The sequence below is a fragment of the Sulfitobacter sp. UBA1132 genome, from assembly GCF_002311545.1.
GTDB lineage: Bacteria > Pseudomonadota > Alphaproteobacteria > Rhodobacterales > Rhodobacteraceae > Sulfitobacter > Sulfitobacter pontiacus.
Map to the genome: position 1 here is coordinate 108,912 of NZ_DCAN01000002.1, position 14,038 is coordinate 122,949.

General features: G+C 59.2%; 16 protein-coding genes, 1 tRNA gene and 1 pseudogene. 4 read left to right on the plus strand and 14 right to left on the minus strand.

Features of this window, described 5'->3' with window-relative positions:
• Positions 1-83: 83 nt before the first annotated feature.
• Positions 84-2,498, plus strand: a complete 2,415-nt coding sequence (gene hrpB / locus B4F27_RS00805; RefSeq protein ID WP_286758603.1) for an ATP-dependent helicase HrpB — start codon at positions 84-86, stop codon at positions 2,496-2,498.
• Here hrpB and B4F27_RS00810 read toward each other — a convergent pair.
• The 4 genes from B4F27_RS00810 to B4F27_RS00825 all read right to left on the minus strand — a co-directional run bounded on the left by B4F27_RS00810 (position 2,472) and on the right by B4F27_RS00825 (position 4,994).
• Positions 2,472-2,861: a DoxX family protein gene (locus B4F27_RS00810; protein ID WP_286758604.1), complete on the minus strand. Its 390-nt coding sequence runs from the start codon at positions 2,859-2,861 to the stop codon at positions 2,472-2,474. The genes hrpB and B4F27_RS00810 overlap by 27 nt on opposite strands.
• Positions 2,861-3,355: a peptide-methionine (R)-S-oxide reductase MsrB gene (gene msrB, locus B4F27_RS00815; protein ID WP_286758605.1), complete on the minus strand. Its 495-nt coding sequence runs from the start codon at positions 3,353-3,355 to the stop codon at positions 2,861-2,863. Before msrB ends, B4F27_RS00810 begins: the two co-directional genes overlap by 1 nt.
• Positions 3,356-3,759: 404 nt before the next feature.
• A complete protein-coding gene (locus B4F27_RS00820; RefSeq protein ID WP_286758606.1) occupies positions 3,760-4,455 on the minus strand; it encodes an anti-sigma factor in 696 nt (231 codons plus the stop codon).
• Positions 4,452-4,994, minus strand: a complete 543-nt coding sequence (locus B4F27_RS00825) for a sigma-70 family RNA polymerase sigma factor (RefSeq protein WP_005851609.1) — start codon at positions 4,992-4,994, stop codon at positions 4,452-4,454. Before B4F27_RS00825 ends, B4F27_RS00820 begins: the two co-directional genes overlap by 4 nt.
• 305 nt (positions 4,995-5,299) lie before the next feature.
• Between B4F27_RS00825 and B4F27_RS00830 the strand changes: the two genes are divergently transcribed.
• Positions 5,300-6,502: an NAD(P)/FAD-dependent oxidoreductase gene (locus B4F27_RS00830; RefSeq protein ID WP_286758607.1), complete on the plus strand. Its 1,203-nt coding sequence runs from the start codon at positions 5,300-5,302 to the stop codon at positions 6,500-6,502.
• A 102-nt stretch (positions 6,503-6,604) separates the two neighbouring features.
• A complete protein-coding gene (locus B4F27_RS00835; RefSeq protein ID WP_197145981.1) occupies positions 6,605-7,441 on the plus strand; it encodes an NAD-dependent epimerase/dehydratase family protein in 837 nt (278 codons plus the stop codon).
• A 107-nt stretch (positions 7,442-7,548) separates the two neighbouring features.
• Here the strand turns inward: B4F27_RS00835 and B4F27_RS00840 are convergent, their stop codons facing one another.
• The 10 genes from B4F27_RS00840 to B4F27_RS00885 all read right to left on the minus strand — a co-directional run bounded on the left by B4F27_RS00840 (position 7,549) and on the right by B4F27_RS00885 (position 13,412).
• On the minus strand, positions 7,549-8,256 hold the full coding sequence (locus tag B4F27_RS00840) for an SDR family oxidoreductase (protein ID WP_286758608.1): 708 nt from the start codon (positions 8,254-8,256) through the stop codon (positions 7,549-7,551).
• 182 nt (positions 8,257-8,438) lie between these two features.
• A tRNA-Ser gene (locus tag B4F27_RS00845) sits at positions 8,439-8,528 on the minus strand.
• 152 nt (positions 8,529-8,680) lie between these two features.
• Positions 8,681-9,106: a hypothetical protein gene (locus B4F27_RS00850; protein WP_286758609.1), complete on the minus strand. Its 426-nt coding sequence runs from the start codon at positions 9,104-9,106 to the stop codon at positions 8,681-8,683.
• Positions 9,107-9,301 carry a hypothetical protein gene (locus B4F27_RS00855; protein WP_286758610.1) on the minus strand — a complete coding sequence of 65 codons (195 nt, stop codon included), beginning with the start codon at positions 9,299-9,301 and terminating at the stop codon, positions 9,107-9,109.
• Positions 9,302-9,322: 21 nt separating this feature from the next.
• On the minus strand, positions 9,323-9,562 hold the full coding sequence (locus tag B4F27_RS00860) for a phage major capsid protein (protein ID WP_286758611.1): 240 nt from the start codon (positions 9,560-9,562) through the stop codon (positions 9,323-9,325).
• Positions 9,495-9,746 (minus strand): hypothetical protein, encoded by a 252-nt coding sequence (locus B4F27_RS00865; protein ID WP_286758616.1) that lies wholly within the window; start codon positions 9,744-9,746, stop codon positions 9,495-9,497. The genes B4F27_RS00860 and B4F27_RS00865 overlap by 68 nt, the downstream gene beginning before the upstream one ends.
• An 87-nt stretch (positions 9,747-9,833) precedes the next feature.
• The gene (locus tag B4F27_RS00870; RefSeq protein WP_286758612.1) at positions 9,834-10,025 is read right to left on the minus strand and encodes a hypothetical protein; all 192 of its coding nucleotides are present in this window, start codon (positions 10,023-10,025) and stop codon (positions 9,834-9,836) included.
• 250 nt (positions 10,026-10,275) lie between these two features.
• Positions 10,276-10,641: an HNH endonuclease gene (locus tag B4F27_RS00875; protein WP_286758613.1), complete on the minus strand. Its 366-nt coding sequence runs from the start codon at positions 10,639-10,641 to the stop codon at positions 10,276-10,278.
• 163 nt (positions 10,642-10,804) lie between these two features.
• The gene (locus B4F27_RS00880) at positions 10,805-11,149 is read right to left on the minus strand and encodes a hypothetical protein (protein ID WP_286758614.1); all 345 of its coding nucleotides are present in this window, start codon (positions 11,147-11,149) and stop codon (positions 10,805-10,807) included.
• Between the two features lie 1,366 nt (positions 11,150-12,515).
• Positions 12,516-13,412: an IS481 family transposase gene (locus B4F27_RS00885; RefSeq protein ID WP_286758615.1), complete on the minus strand. Its 897-nt coding sequence runs from the start codon at positions 13,410-13,412 to the stop codon at positions 12,516-12,518.
• 71 nt (positions 13,413-13,483) lie between these two features.
• Here B4F27_RS00885 and B4F27_RS00890 point away from each other — a divergent pair.
• Positions 13,484-13,961: pseudogene (locus B4F27_RS00890) on the plus strand (DDE-type integrase/transposase/recombinase); the annotation flags it as partial.
• Between the last annotated feature and the right edge of the window lie 77 nt (positions 13,962-14,038).

The following is a 14,038-nucleotide window of genomic DNA, read 5'->3' on the forward strand; positions in this document are numbered from 1 at the left end:
CATGTTTCGATCCCGGCGGCGCAAATGTCCAGACCGCAGGCCGGGTCTTGGCCCCGCGCCGGGTTTCGCCCATAACCACGCGTATGGCTTTTACCCTTCCCATTGATGACGTGATGCCGCAGGTGATCGACGCGCTGCGCGGTCAGGACCGTGTTGTGCTGCAAGCGCCCCCCGGTGCAGGCAAGACCACGCGCGTGCCGCTGGCGATGCTGGACGCGGGGCTGACCACCGGCCGCATCCTGATGCTGGAACCGCGCCGCCTTGCCGCGCGTGCAGCCGCCGAACGCATGGCTGCGACCTTGGGCGAAGAACCGGGGAAAACCGTGGGCTTTCGCGTCCGCGGTGCCAGCGCCGTCAGCAAATCCACCCGTATCGAGGTCGTGACCGAGGGCATTCTGACCCGCATGCTGCAAGACGACCCCGACCTGCCCGGTGTCGGCGCGGTGATCTTTGACGAATTCCACGAAAGATCCCTGAACGCGGATCTGGGCCTCGCGCTTTGCCTGGAGGTGGCCGAAGCGTTGCGCGATGATCTGTTGATCGTCGCCATGTCCGCCACGCTGGACGCCGCCCCCGTCGCCGCCCTGATGCAGGCACCGGTGGTCACCTCCGAAGGGCGCAGCTTTCCAGTGACGCCCAATTGGCTGGACCGGCCCGTAGGCAAACAACGGTTTGAGCAGGCAGTCGCTGATCTGGTGTTGCACGCGCTGGATACCGCCCCCGGATCGGCGCTGGTGTTCCTGCCCGGCGAAGGTGAAATCCGACGGGTTGAAAGCGCGCTGGCGGGACGGCTGCCCGCCGATTGCACGCTCGCCCCGCTGTTCGGCGCGATGGACTTCAAAGCGCAGCGCGCTGCGATTGCACCGGCCAAAACAGGCCGCAAGGTCGTGCTCGCGACTTCTATCGCGGAAACCTCGCTAACCATCGAAGGGGTGCAGATCGTGGTGGACGGGGGCCGCGCACGACGGGCACAGTTCGATCCGTCCTCTGGCATGTCGCGGCTGATCACCGACCGCGTGACCCGCGCCGAAGCGACGCAGCGCGCGGGCCGTGCGGGGCGTGTGTCGGAAGGCACTGCGTTCAAACTATGGACCCGTGGCGAGGAAGGCGCGCTGGCCGCCTACCCCCCCGCCGAGATCGAGGCCGGCGATCTATGCGCCTTCGCGTTAGAGCTGGCAGTCTGGGGGGCGCAGGCCGATGACCTGAAGTTCGTGACCCCGCCTCATGCAGGCCGTCTGGCCGAAGCACAGGCCGTGCTGCACATGCTGGGGGCGCTGGATGCGACGGGTCGGATCACACAGCACGGCCGCAGCTTGGCCAAGATGCCGCTGCATCCCCGTCTGGCGCATATGGTCGCCAAAGGCGGGCGCAGCGCCCCGACGCTGGCCGCGATCCTGTCGGAGCGTGACCCCTTGTGCGGCGGCTCTGTCGATCTGGCGCTTCGTCTGGATGCGGTCGCGGGCAAGCGCGTCCCGGCCGAGGTCAACCACGCGGCCCTTTCACGCATCAAGCAAGACGCCAAACGGCTGGCCAGAGGGCAAACCGGCGACGGCCCCGATACGCTGGGGGTGCTGGCGGCCCTTGCCTACCCCGATAGGGTAGCACTGCGGCGCAAGGGCGACGCCCCGCGATACGTTATGTCGGGCGGCAAAGGCGCGATCCTGTCCGAGAGCGATCCGCTGGCGGGGGAACGTTTGCTGGTGGCGACCGATCTTGACGGCGACCCTCGAGAAGCACGCATTCGCCAAGCCGCGCGCCTGTCCGACAGCGATCTGCGTGAAAGCTTCGCGGATCAAATCGGATGGTATAAACTCTGCGTCTGGTCCCGCCGCGAGGGCCGCGTGCTGGCGCGGCAGCAGGAACGTTTTGGCGCATTAGTGCTGGACGACAGGGCGTGGTCCGACGCCCCCGCCGACGACATAGCGCTGGCCATGCTCGACGGGGTGCGGCAGCTGGGACTGATGCCCGGCAAAGCGGCGGCGCTGTTTCTGGCGCGGGCGCGGCTGATGGACGATGGTTTCCCCGATTTCAGCGAGGATCACCTGCTTGAGACCTTGGAGGATTGGTTGCCCGGTCATCTGGCAGGTGTCCGCAGCACCGCCGACTGGAAGGCGTTTGACCTGCTGCCTGCCCTGACCGCGCGGCTGAGCTGGGACGACCAGCAAGCGCTTGATCGTGCCGCGCCTGCGCATTTCACCACGCCGCTGGGGCGCAGGATCGCGATTGACTATAGCGAAACGCAGCCCCAGATCGCCCTGCGCCTGCAAGAGGTCTTTGGCACTACCCGTCACCCCATGATCGCAGGGCAGCCCTTGCAGATCACGCTGCTGTCCCCCGCGCAGCGCCCCGTGCAGGTGACCACCGATCTGCCGGGGTTTTGGGCTGGGTCCTATGCCGATGTGCGCAAAGACATGCGCGCCCGCTATCCGCGCCACCCGTGGCCCGAAGACCCGACGCAGGCCGATCCGACGCTACGGGCCAAACCCCGCGGCACCTGAGCCCCGACGGTGTTGCGCAGCGTGCCCTGCGAGTACCAGTAATCCGCCCGCAATCGCCCAGTTCTTGACAAAGATCGACATCTGCCACGGGTCATCAGGGATGAAGTGGAAAATGCTCGTTGCCATGCAATAAAGCGCGAGTGCTGCGCTCATCGGGGCGAGCCAGAGACCGAAGATCAGGCTGATCGCCGCCACCCCGTTGAACAGCATCGCGGGCCAGACGAGGAGCACGGGCAATCCGCGATCCGACAGCAAACCCTGCGCCGCTGCAGGGTCCACGAGCTTTTGCACAAATCCCGCGACGAAAAGGGCCGCCAAAAGCAGGCGGCCCGTGTAAATCGCAATCCTCTCAACCCGCTGCATCAGGCGGCGGCGGGCGTAAAGGTCATCGCCAAACCGTTAATACAGTGGCGTTTGCCCGTGGGTGCAGGACCATCATCGAACACATGACCCAGATGGCCGCCGCAGCGGTCGCAATGCACCTCGGTCCGCGTGGTAAAGAACCCCTTGTCCGGCATCGTTTCGACAGCATCGTCCAGCGGGGCGAAGAAGCTTGGCCAGCCGGTGCCGCTTTTGAACTTGGTCTCGGAGCTATAAAGCGCCTGATCACAACCCTTGCAATGGAACACGCCTTTGCGGACCTCATCGTTCAGCGGGCTGGTAAATGCGCGTTCGGTATCCCCCTCGCGCAGGACGGCATATGCGTCATCGCCCAGTTGCGCGCGCCATTCGGCAGGGGTGCGGCTGACTTCAAAGTCGCCCTGTGCCACGGTCCCGGCCTGCGCCGCCCCCCCTACGCCAAACGGCAAGGCCGCCATCGTCATCGTTGTGCATTTCAGGAAATTCCGGCGTTTCATAATGCCCCCTTAAGGTTGCGGTACTGCGGATAGATTGGATGTCTGTTGAAAGGGCCGCCGGACGTCGCGCGTGGCGCTGACATCCGGCGGTACTCGTTACAAGGCACGCGAGGTGCCGATACTGGATAAACCCGTTGGCGGAATGCATGGTTCCACGCCAACAAACTCGTTACCAAACCCCGCCAAAAACACGGCACGGTCCCTCAGCGACATGGGCTTGCAACCAGTGTCGGCCTGAGTTGTGGAAATACACGGAAGTAGAAAACGAGAAGTTTCACCGAAAACGCAAAAAACCGCAGTTTTTATTAAACTTTCTCAAATACCGTTAAGAAACAACGACTTCGCCCACATGAAAGCGGACGAAGTCTTTGTTTGAATAGTCAGCGACCCCGATAAAACCCGGATTACAGTTCAGACATAGCCCCTGCGGCCAGGACATCGCCCGTAGGCGCCCCCGTGGGCGAGCCGCCGACGGGTTCATCCGAAATCGCCAGCGTGATCTGTGCCGCCTGGCTGCGCAGCTCTGCCGGAACAAGAATCCGCGTCGTCTCGCTGTCGGGCAGAACGCCCAAGGAAACCGGAGCCTGATCGGGCAGGATCGCCCAAAGTTCTAGCACACGCCCCTCGTTCGCGGCGCCCGAAACGCGGCGCAGCGCGATCTCGTGCTTGACCGGTTCGACCACGGCCAACACTTGCAACGGGCTGGTGTCGCTGACCAGCTGTGCCGCCAGAACGGTCGGTTGATCGTCGCCCGGACGTGTGTTGATCTCAAGCAGTTGCACGCCAAGGTAGCCCGCAAATAGCAGCGATGCCATCGCCATCCCCTGCCAGAGCCACAAACGTTGCAGAATCGAAACCCGCTGCTTCGGGAAGACCTGCGCCATCAGCTTTTTCTTCACGCGCGCGGGCGGCGAGACGGGATCGATCCCGTCGGTCATGGCGGTCAGGCGTTCCTGCCAGAAGACAACGCGGTCCGCGAAATCACGTTCAGTCGCAATGCGATGACGCGCGGCGATCATATCGTCGTCAGACGACAGGCCCAGCACCATTTCGGCGGCCAGAAGATCATCATCATGGGGTGTTTCAGGCGTTTGGGTCATTGGCTCATACACTCCCGCAGGGCGATCAGGCCACGGCGCAGCCAGGTTCGCATCGTATTCAGCGGCACGCCGAAGCGTTCGGCCAGATCGGAATAGGTCTCGCCATCCAGATAGGCACCCCGAATGGCTTTGCCACGGTCTTCTTCCAGCGTATCAAGACAGCCCGACAGGCGCGACGCCTCTGACGAGGCAACGGCGTATTGTTCGGGCGTGGGACCGGGGGAGACAAGTTCAAAACCGGGCGTGTTCACGTCCTGATGGCCTTTTTTGCGGGCCCGCAGACGGTCGATAGAGGTATTTCGCGCAATGGTGATCAGCCACGTCATCGGGCTTAGGCCATTGGCATTATACTTATCGGCATTGTTCCAGATTTTGACGAAACTGTCTTGCATGGCGTCCTCTGCTGCGGCGCGTTTGTTCAACACACGCAGACAAACCCCGAAAAGTTTCGCAGAAACACGATCATAGAGCTGGTCAAACGCCGCGCGGTCTTTCAACGCGACACGGGCAATCAAGTTTTCGATTTCTTGTCGGTCCATTTGCACGGGCCTTTTCTCCACCTGAACGGGTTTCCAGCGTTACACCGAAACCTACGGCACTCACTACATTTGTCCAGCAAAGCGTTGTCATTGGACGGTTTTGTGTAACCCAGGCGCATCGCGTTGGCCAATGGGTAATCTATCGCACGGCAAGCGGGCGCGGAAATTGCCCCCCGCGTTCACAAGCTATGGACGGGGGACGGTGTTGCGCGTTTAGTCGTGGCAGGGCTGCCTTGTTGTACACCGCGGCACGGCATCCCGTCTGTCTGGCCCCTATGTGGCCCCTATGTGGAAGGAGTATCGCGATGCCGCAGCCCAATCACAGCACCTATGACGTTGTCATCATCGGTGGCGCGATCTTTGGATCGTCGGTCGCATGGTGGCTGACCCAGATGGCCGGTTTTGACGGCAAGGTTCTGGTGGTCGAACGTGACCCCACCTACGAATACGCCGCCACCAGCCATACCAACAGTTGCATCCGCCAGCAGTTCAGCTCGGCCATCAACGTGAAAGTGTCGCAGTTCGGGGCCGAGTTTATCAAGAACTTCCGCCGGTTTATGGGCGATGATCCAGAGGTGCCGCATCTGGCGTTGCAAAATTTTGGCTATCTCTACCTCGCGGACACGCCCGAGTTTGCGCAGACGCTGCAACAGAACCAGCAGATACAGGTGGCACTGGGGGCGGGCACGCAGCACATGACCGCCGCCGAAGTCGCCGCCGCCTACCCGTTCTATCAGCTTGATGACATCATTGCCGCCAACCACAACCGCGTGGATGAAGGCTATTTCGACGGCGGCACCATGTTTGACTGGTTCAAGCGCATGGCCCGCCGCAACGGCGTGGAATACCTGCACGACGAAGTGACCGCGATGACCAAAGCCGCCGATGGCACATCCGTCACCCATGTCATGCTGAAATCCGGCGCGACGGTGGCCTGCGGGACGGTGGTCAACGCTTCTGGCCCGCGGGCGGCCGCGACGGCGGGCATGGCCGGCATCACCCTCCCGGTCGAGCCGCGCAAACGCTATACCTTTGTGTTCGATGCCGCCAAACCGCTGGACCGCGACCTGCCGCTGACAATCGACCCGTCGGGGGTGCATTTCAGGACCGAAGGGATATACTACATGGCGGGTTGCCCCCCGCGCGAAGATCCTGCGGTCGCCTATGACGACTTTGCCTTTGACCACAGCCTTTGGGAGGACAAGGTTTGGCCCGCCATCGCCACCCGCGTCCCGCAGTTCGATCAGGTCAAGGTGATCAACGAATGGGTCGGGCACTACGATTACAACACGCTGGACCAGAACGCGATTGTCGGGCCGCACAGTGTGGTCGAGAATTTTCTGTGCCTGAACGGGTTTTCCGGTCACGGGCTGCAACAGGCACCCGCCCTTGGCCGTGGCATCGCTGAATGGATCGCCTATGGCGCATACCGCACGTTGGACCTAAGCCCCTACGCCTACCGCCGGATCGAGGAAAACCAATCGCTGATTGAAAAGGCGGTGATTTGATCCCCCTGCCCCGATGACATACCCATGCCAGGCAACACCCCTTTGTGCGGGCACGCAGCCTTGCTTGGCCTCGCAAAACGATAGTGGAAGGAAAACGACATGATGAAGAAACTGGTTCTGACGGGGGCCGCAGGGCGGCTTGGGTCCTACCTGCGTGAACCCCTGTCCAAAATGTGCCAAGAACTGGTCAGCACCGACATCGTCGATGACATCGGCACGCTCTACGAAGGCGAAAGCTACGCCAAGGCCGATGTCGCCGTCTATGACCAAATCGCACCGCTGCTGGAGGGGGCCGATATGGTTGTCCACTTTGGTGCCATCGTCGATGAAAAACCCTTCGAGGAACTGCTGGGGCCGAATTTCGTCGGATCCTACAACGTATGGGAAGCCGCCTATCAGCACGGGCTTCAACGGGTCGTCTATGCGTCCTCCATCCACGCCGTGGGCATGCACAAGAAATCCGACTTCATCGGCATCGACGCGCCCCACAAGCCCGATACATTCTACGGCCTCGCCAAATGCTTTAGCGAAGACCTTGCGTCCATGTATTGGGACAAACGCGGGCTAGAGGCCGTGTGCCTGCGCATCCTCAGCTGCGCACAGGTCAACAACACCCGTGCCTTGGGATCGTGGCTGTCCTATGACGATCTGATCCAGCTGGTCACCCGCGCCATCGATACGCCATCGGTCGGCTTCAGCGTGGTCTACGGCGTGTCCAATAACGACCGCGCGCCGGTGGACAATGCCAAAGCGTCCTTTCTCGGCTATCGCCCGAAAGACAACGCAGAGCAGTTCGCCGAGAAGATCCTTGCCGAAGCACCACCGGTCGATCTGAAAGACCCCGGCCAAATGCACCACGGTGGCCCCTTTGCCGCGGTCGACCTCGGCGAAAGCGGCGTGGCGTCGATGAACATCGTCAACGACAAGAAAACCACCTGATGCCTTGAGGGCGGGCGGGGCTTTACCCCCCGCCCGCATGCTTCACGTGACGCGATGTTTGGAATGGCACCCGTCTTGTCAGCAGGCGCGACAGATGCGCCCGCGGCTCACAATTCGATGCGGATATCGTGGATCCACAGTTTTGGCGGCCGCGAGAGCACAAAGACCACCACATCCGCCAGATCGTCGGGCTCGGTAAAGATATGGTTGGGCACATCCTCCCCCGCCTTGCTGAACATCCCCGTGTTTGTCCCCGACTGGTAAACGCCGCCCACGCGCACGCCGGTGTTTTCCTCGTCCGCTTTCAGCACCTCGGTAAAGCCACGCACCCCGTATTTCGTGGCGGTATAGACAGATTGCCCGGCCTGCGCGACGACGCCGGACTTGGAAACGACATTAAGAATGATCCCCTCGTCATTCGCCCGCAGCGCCGGAATGGCGGCTTGCGTGATCTGCATCAAGCCCGTCAGGTTGGTCTGCACGGTCGCCTGCAAAAGCTGCGGCGGGATTTCATCCAGCGGACCGGTTTTGTGCCAGATGCCCGCATTGTTGATCAGAATATCCAGCCCGCCAAATGCAGCTGTCACCTGCTCCACCGCCCCGCTGATCGCATCCGGGTTCTGGATATCACACGCAATGCCGATCGCTTCGCTGGCTCCAGCGGCGATACATTCAGCCTCTACCCCAGCCAGACGGTCAGCATCGCGCCCCAGAATGGCCAGACGCGTCCCTACTGCCGCGAGTTTAAGGCAAATATGCCGCCCGATACCATCACTTCCACCAGTGACGATGATACGCTTGTTCTTTAATTCCATGATCCGCTCCTGAGTATTACACCCCCTCTACCCCACCTCCTTTCCTCGCGAAAGCATGGGCGCACGGTTTGCAAAAGGCGGGTGGCGGCGAAACTGTCAGAGCGGAAAGCCAAGCGCAACGTCGCGCCCCATCTCGGGCCGCGCAACACCTGATCAAGTATGTGGAAAATGTCTAGGTGTGGTGGCGGAGACGAAGGGATTCGAACCCTCGAGACCCTTCCGGGCCTACTCCCTTAGCAGGGGAGCGCCTTCGACCACTCGGCCACGTCTCCGCTGACGTGTATGCAGTGCAAACCTATGATCTGCAATGCTTTTTTTAGGAAAAATTGCAAAAAGCCTAAGTTGCTGTTTTTGCAGCTTTTCCCCCGTTTTTGCACGTTTTCACCCACTTTATCCGTGCAATCCGTGCAAAATCCGTGCAGCCTCAATCATGCTTTGTTCTCATTTGATTGCATTGCTCCGCCATGCTACGCTTGATAAAGCTCGCCGCAATCACTTTGGGTCCTGGCTGGATTGTTGAAAACGATAAGTTCCACCCATCAGTAACCGACCGATCTTTGTCGTTTGTGTCCGCGTCAATTTTAAAAGCATGTGAACCCCCAAAGGTAAGATTGCGATCGGTTGCGGCACGCATTGCCGCAGCCTGGTTTGTTCGCCGTCTAGGCGCGCTGATTATGGCGCGAACGTAAAGTCTCCGGTGACCGGAGCGCTTATGCGTCAGGGCATGGCGCTTGCTGCCGCGAATGGTTTTCATGCCTTCAACCAAATTGGGGCCGCGTTCGCTCGAGATCAGTATCTCGTTTTCCTGCCGATCGTAGATTGTCGAGGCCATGGGGAACGCACCGACCATCTATACGCCTTTTGGATGCGGCAGCGTTGGCATCACGTCCAGCGCCCAAAGACGCGACGTTGCAAGCTCATTCGGATTGCCGAAGATATAGCGCTTTTGCGCTTCTTTCAGCTGCTCGATGCCCACCCAATCAATCGGGTTAATCGTCACACCATCGGCCGCATAGTTGGACAATGCGATTTGCAGCAGCCCCAAGAGCAAGCGGTCAATCCGCGTTTAGTTTGGCAGGCCAGCCGGGGCGACAAAAGATGCCGGGACCGGAAGCATGCCCAGAGGATTTTGGCCCACGCCGTCACCTGCGACAATCTGAGATTCTTCTTTGAGATCGAGATCATAGTTCAGCTTTTGGTAGGTCAAAGATCGAAGCTGGACGGGATCGTAGAGCGCATCATCGGACGCACGCACAATCGCTGTAATCTTGCACAAGGCCGCCTCTTGTGCCGACCATTCCAGCACCGGATTCCTCGGCCGCCTCGCCCATTGTGGGCTGGCCTGGAATATCCGGCACAACCAGCTTGTCGAACAAGGCAACGGCAATCTCTGCGAGATTGTCATCGAGATCTAGCGCGGGGATCGGCGTTGCGCCGGCCTGCAGCTTTTCCCACCAATCAGGGCACGCGGCCCAGGAAAGATCGCTCACTGTCGCGGGATCCGATCATAGAGCGATCCATAATCGGCCTGCGGCTTGGTCGCGTCATTCAAGCGCTTTTCTTTGACGCCGAGCTTTTCAGCTTTCGCCGGCCGAGACGCGATCGAGCCGCGCCTGCAGCGCTTTGACCGAAGGCGTATGCCCTTCACGCGCGCCGCGCAGCAACACGTCGAGGCACAAACCGTCGATTAGCAAAGCCCCTTGCGACAGCTCGCGGGAAAAACTCTTGCGCAAGGTCTTAGGATCACAGCCGAGCGCCTCTGCAATCAAGTCTTGGTTCCACCCTGCGGCGGCCAAGACGCCCACAACATATTGATTTTACATAGATTTCCTGAAGCTTGGCCGACCTAAGCGATCCCGCATCGGCAAGATCTCATTCCCGAACAGGTCAATAGATGCCCCTTGGGGCGGAAATTCATCAGCCATGGGAAAAAAATTCTCCGACTTAGGGCATAACAGGTGTGGCGTGCCGGGCTTTTCTGACTTTTAACCCACCCCCTCATGAGCGAGGGCGGAGATGTCAGCCTTGCCGGGCGCGCTCAATGCGCTGCTTTTCGGTGTCGTGATACTGCTTGCTTACCGCCTGCAGGTTATCTTCATCCCAAAACAGAAAGGGATCGCCGTTGTGCTCGCGAATGTGGTCCACAACGGGGCTGTTTGGGGCTGGTGCCTTGCCCACCAAAGCAACGCCGGTTTGCGTGCAAGTGTAGGCATCGCGTGCCAGGATCTTTCGCCGTAGATCCTTCCAACGCTTGAGGCTGTACCAAGCGCGCCAGGGCTTTAGCTGGTCGCGCGCACGATCTTGTTCTTTAGGACTGGCCGCAACCGCGCCGAGGCGTGGCGCTGGTGCCGCTAAGCGGCCCGGCACCGTCTTTAAACGTGACACATCACTTGACCCGCAAAATGTAAGTTGATTTCGCGGTGATGATCCTTAAACCCCTCGAGGCGCAGATGACCACCGGTGTTTTGTTTCCTGATTTGGCTGACGCTTAGGGTAAAGAGATCTTTCTCAGTGGCCGCGGCCTGTACCAAGCCCCTCGGCCACACATTCAACTAAACAGACGCCGCTGCGCCGACAAGCCGTGCAGCTCGAGGATCTGGCGCATATCCAAGCCCTCGATACAGATCAGCTCGAGCAACCGCATGACCCTTATACCCTTGGCATGCCCGCGTTGCCGGCGTACCCCAAACATGACAAATTCATCGCCTTTTATGACCCTGCCGTGAAGCGGATCAAGTCGCCACTTATTAACTATCACCTCGATCAATTGCAGCCGCGCGGCATGCTTGACGTAGGTCGTCGCGCCGCCGTCAGATATTCCGCCCTTAATGTAAACGCCCCCCATGTCACCGCCTTTGATCGAGCCGATCCGCTCAACAGCATAGGCGAGCATGGTAGCGGCCTACCGCTTCGGATCGTGCCGATCCAGCTGCGCCAAGAACGGCAGCAAAGCTGCCCGTGCCGTCTTATACCCTAGAGGCGTGACTGCAGCCTCGTCGGGGCCGGCAAGGCCGCCTTTGGCTATCCGTGATAGCCGAGAGGGAGCGGCGCGGCTGGCCGAGCGCTAGGCGCGCGCGCCCTTGCCGGATCTGATGCCTTGGCGGCGCGAAAGGCTTTCGACAACAGACCGAGCGCGATCACGATTTAGAACAACATCAGCATAAGCCATTCATTCAATCTCCATATTTAGACAAGAGATATCTACTTTAACTATATCTAGATTTCCTATGGGATCGACTGTCTCTTTATGGGATTGACGGGGATCGAAACGGGATCGACAGGAAAGTCGCAATGCCCTGATAATAAAAGCAAATGTCGGCTTTACGGGATCGACGGGAACGAAAAACAGAAGCTACACGCAGAACCAACTTGTTCTTTTCACCTTTCCCCACTTACCCCGTTTCATAATAGGGATCCTCCCGAAAGTCGTTCCCGTCGATCCCGTAACGCCGCCTCAAAGCCGCAAGCTTTTGATTTTTATTAATAAAATTCTGGGGTCGACCGATTTCGTTGATCCCGTAGAGCGGGATCCACGGGATCGACGCATGGTATTTCAGGGGGGAGAGGGAGGGGAGTATAGGGGATCGAGGCGCGCACAGCGGCCGGCCCGCACCCCGTCAAGCCCCGGCTCGAGCTTTGGTAAGGCGTTCAGAAAGCAGCGGCCTACGGCCACGAAGTATTCATGAGAGCGACCCGGGGGGCCGCTTAACTATCGAATAGGGAAGGTTGATGATCTCGCCGCGCGGGCTGATCTGGCGAGCGATCGGAGATCTCGGCCGGAAGCGTAGCTTTGCGTTGGCGCTCTTGCTCTTTGCCGCGGCAATCGCGACGGGACCACAACGGCCGCTTGCCCGCGTGCGCGCCTTGCGTCCGCTTGAGAACTGAAAACCGAAAGTGGCAGGCCGCACGCTGCAGAAGTCGTAGGGCAGATATTCACTCAATGCGCCGCGAAGGTCAGCTTTTTTGCCCAAAGTAATCGAGGCTGAATCTGGCGAGAGTAGCGGCGATACGCAGGAAATGGGCTTTGCAAGGTAAAGCCCTGATGGTCGCGTCTGCGGGGAATGCCAGGCCCCCAGCGGTTCTTGACGCACTCAGAGGCGAATGGCAGGCTCGAGCCTTCCGCATGAGTTTCCAATCAACATTCGCTTTCGAGCAACAACATGTGGGATCCTACTGACCCAAATTGGTTTGATGTCATTTGAAAGCTGTAGGGCGGCCGCGTAGTGTAACCTCGACGGACCTGCGGGACAATTTCTGGGTTACTGTAGCTTGTCTCTGAGAGCTTCGTAAGGGGTTTGCCCGTTGTGGGCACCGTGCGGTCTGGCGAAGTTGTAAAACCGTTCCCATTCGTAGAGTTTGGCTTCGAGATCGACGTCACCTTTGTAGCTGAGAAGTTGGTAAAATTCCTGCTGATCGGATCGGTGTGAGCGCTCGACTTTGCCGTTGAGCTGAGGAGTGCCGCGTTTGATGTAGGCGTGTCTGATGCCGAGGTCTTCGACATGCCAATGGAATTTGGCTTGGAACTCGTGGCCGTTATCTGTCCGAATTTCACGGATGCGAAACGGGAACTTTTCGATCATGTGATCAATGAAGTCGACCGCGCTTGCCTGCGTGTGTTTCTCATAAATCTTGAGAGCACGAACTCGGGTTGCGTCATCGATGGCAGTGAATTGAAATCGGTGCACTTTCTCGCCAGATTTTCCTTTGAAGGTCAGAAACTTAACGTCCACTTGGATATGATGGCCGGGCACCTGTTTCTGATAGCGTTTGGTGTGTAGCTTACGCATTCGTGTGCCTCTGGGCAGCCGATGGAGGCCATTACGCTTGAGGATGCGGTAGACCCCTGCATCCGAGATTTTGATGCTGTGGTACCGTGCCAAGTACCAGACGATCCTGATCGGCCCCAGATGATACTTCCGGCGCAGATACAGAATCTTCTCAACGATCTCGGGCGGTGTTTGATTGGCCGGATTCTTTGGAATTGATTTGGCATTCTTCAAACCGGCTTCGCCATGCTTTTGATAGGCATCACGCCATCTGTAGAAGCTGGATCTCCCAATCCCAAAATACCGGCATGCTTTACGGGCATTCCCGATCCTCTCGGCGTGCTGGAGCACTTTAAGCTTGCGCTGGATCTCTCGTTCTTCGCTCGTCATGAAAACTTCCTCCACCCCAAATTGGGTAATTTACAGAAAGTGTCCCGAGAGTCCGTACATATCTACAGTTTCGTGTGCTGGCTGTGCATTTCAGCGGGTTCTATGCATGACTAAGAGAACCGTTAAGCCCGCGTGCGCTTGAAGGTGCGCGTCAGACAGTGCTGATCCATCAGGAATGGACGGACAGTGGCAAAGTCTATGGATATCGCAAACTGCATAACGATCTACGCGACGCGTGCGAGGCTCGTTCAGAGAACCGTGTTGCGCGTTTGGCCAACTTAGCTGGGATTGCTGCACAGATTGGCTACAAGCACGCCCTGGTCGATATGGCGGCAAACCAGCGGTCGTCGCCGACAACTCTCTGGACCCGCGGTTCGGGGTAGATGCTCCAGATGCGATTTGGGTGACCAACATCAGCTACACAAGACGCATGAAGGCGGGTCATATCTTGCCGTCGTGATCGATCTGTTCTCAAGGCGTATTGTTGGGTGGTCTATGCAAACGCGGATGACGACCGACCTCGCGTTGCACGCGCTACTGTGTGCAGTTTAGCCGCGCAAACCAAAAGCCAAGGTAATGATCCATTCTGATCAAGGGTCACAGGGCGGATTCAACCGGTCGTCGCA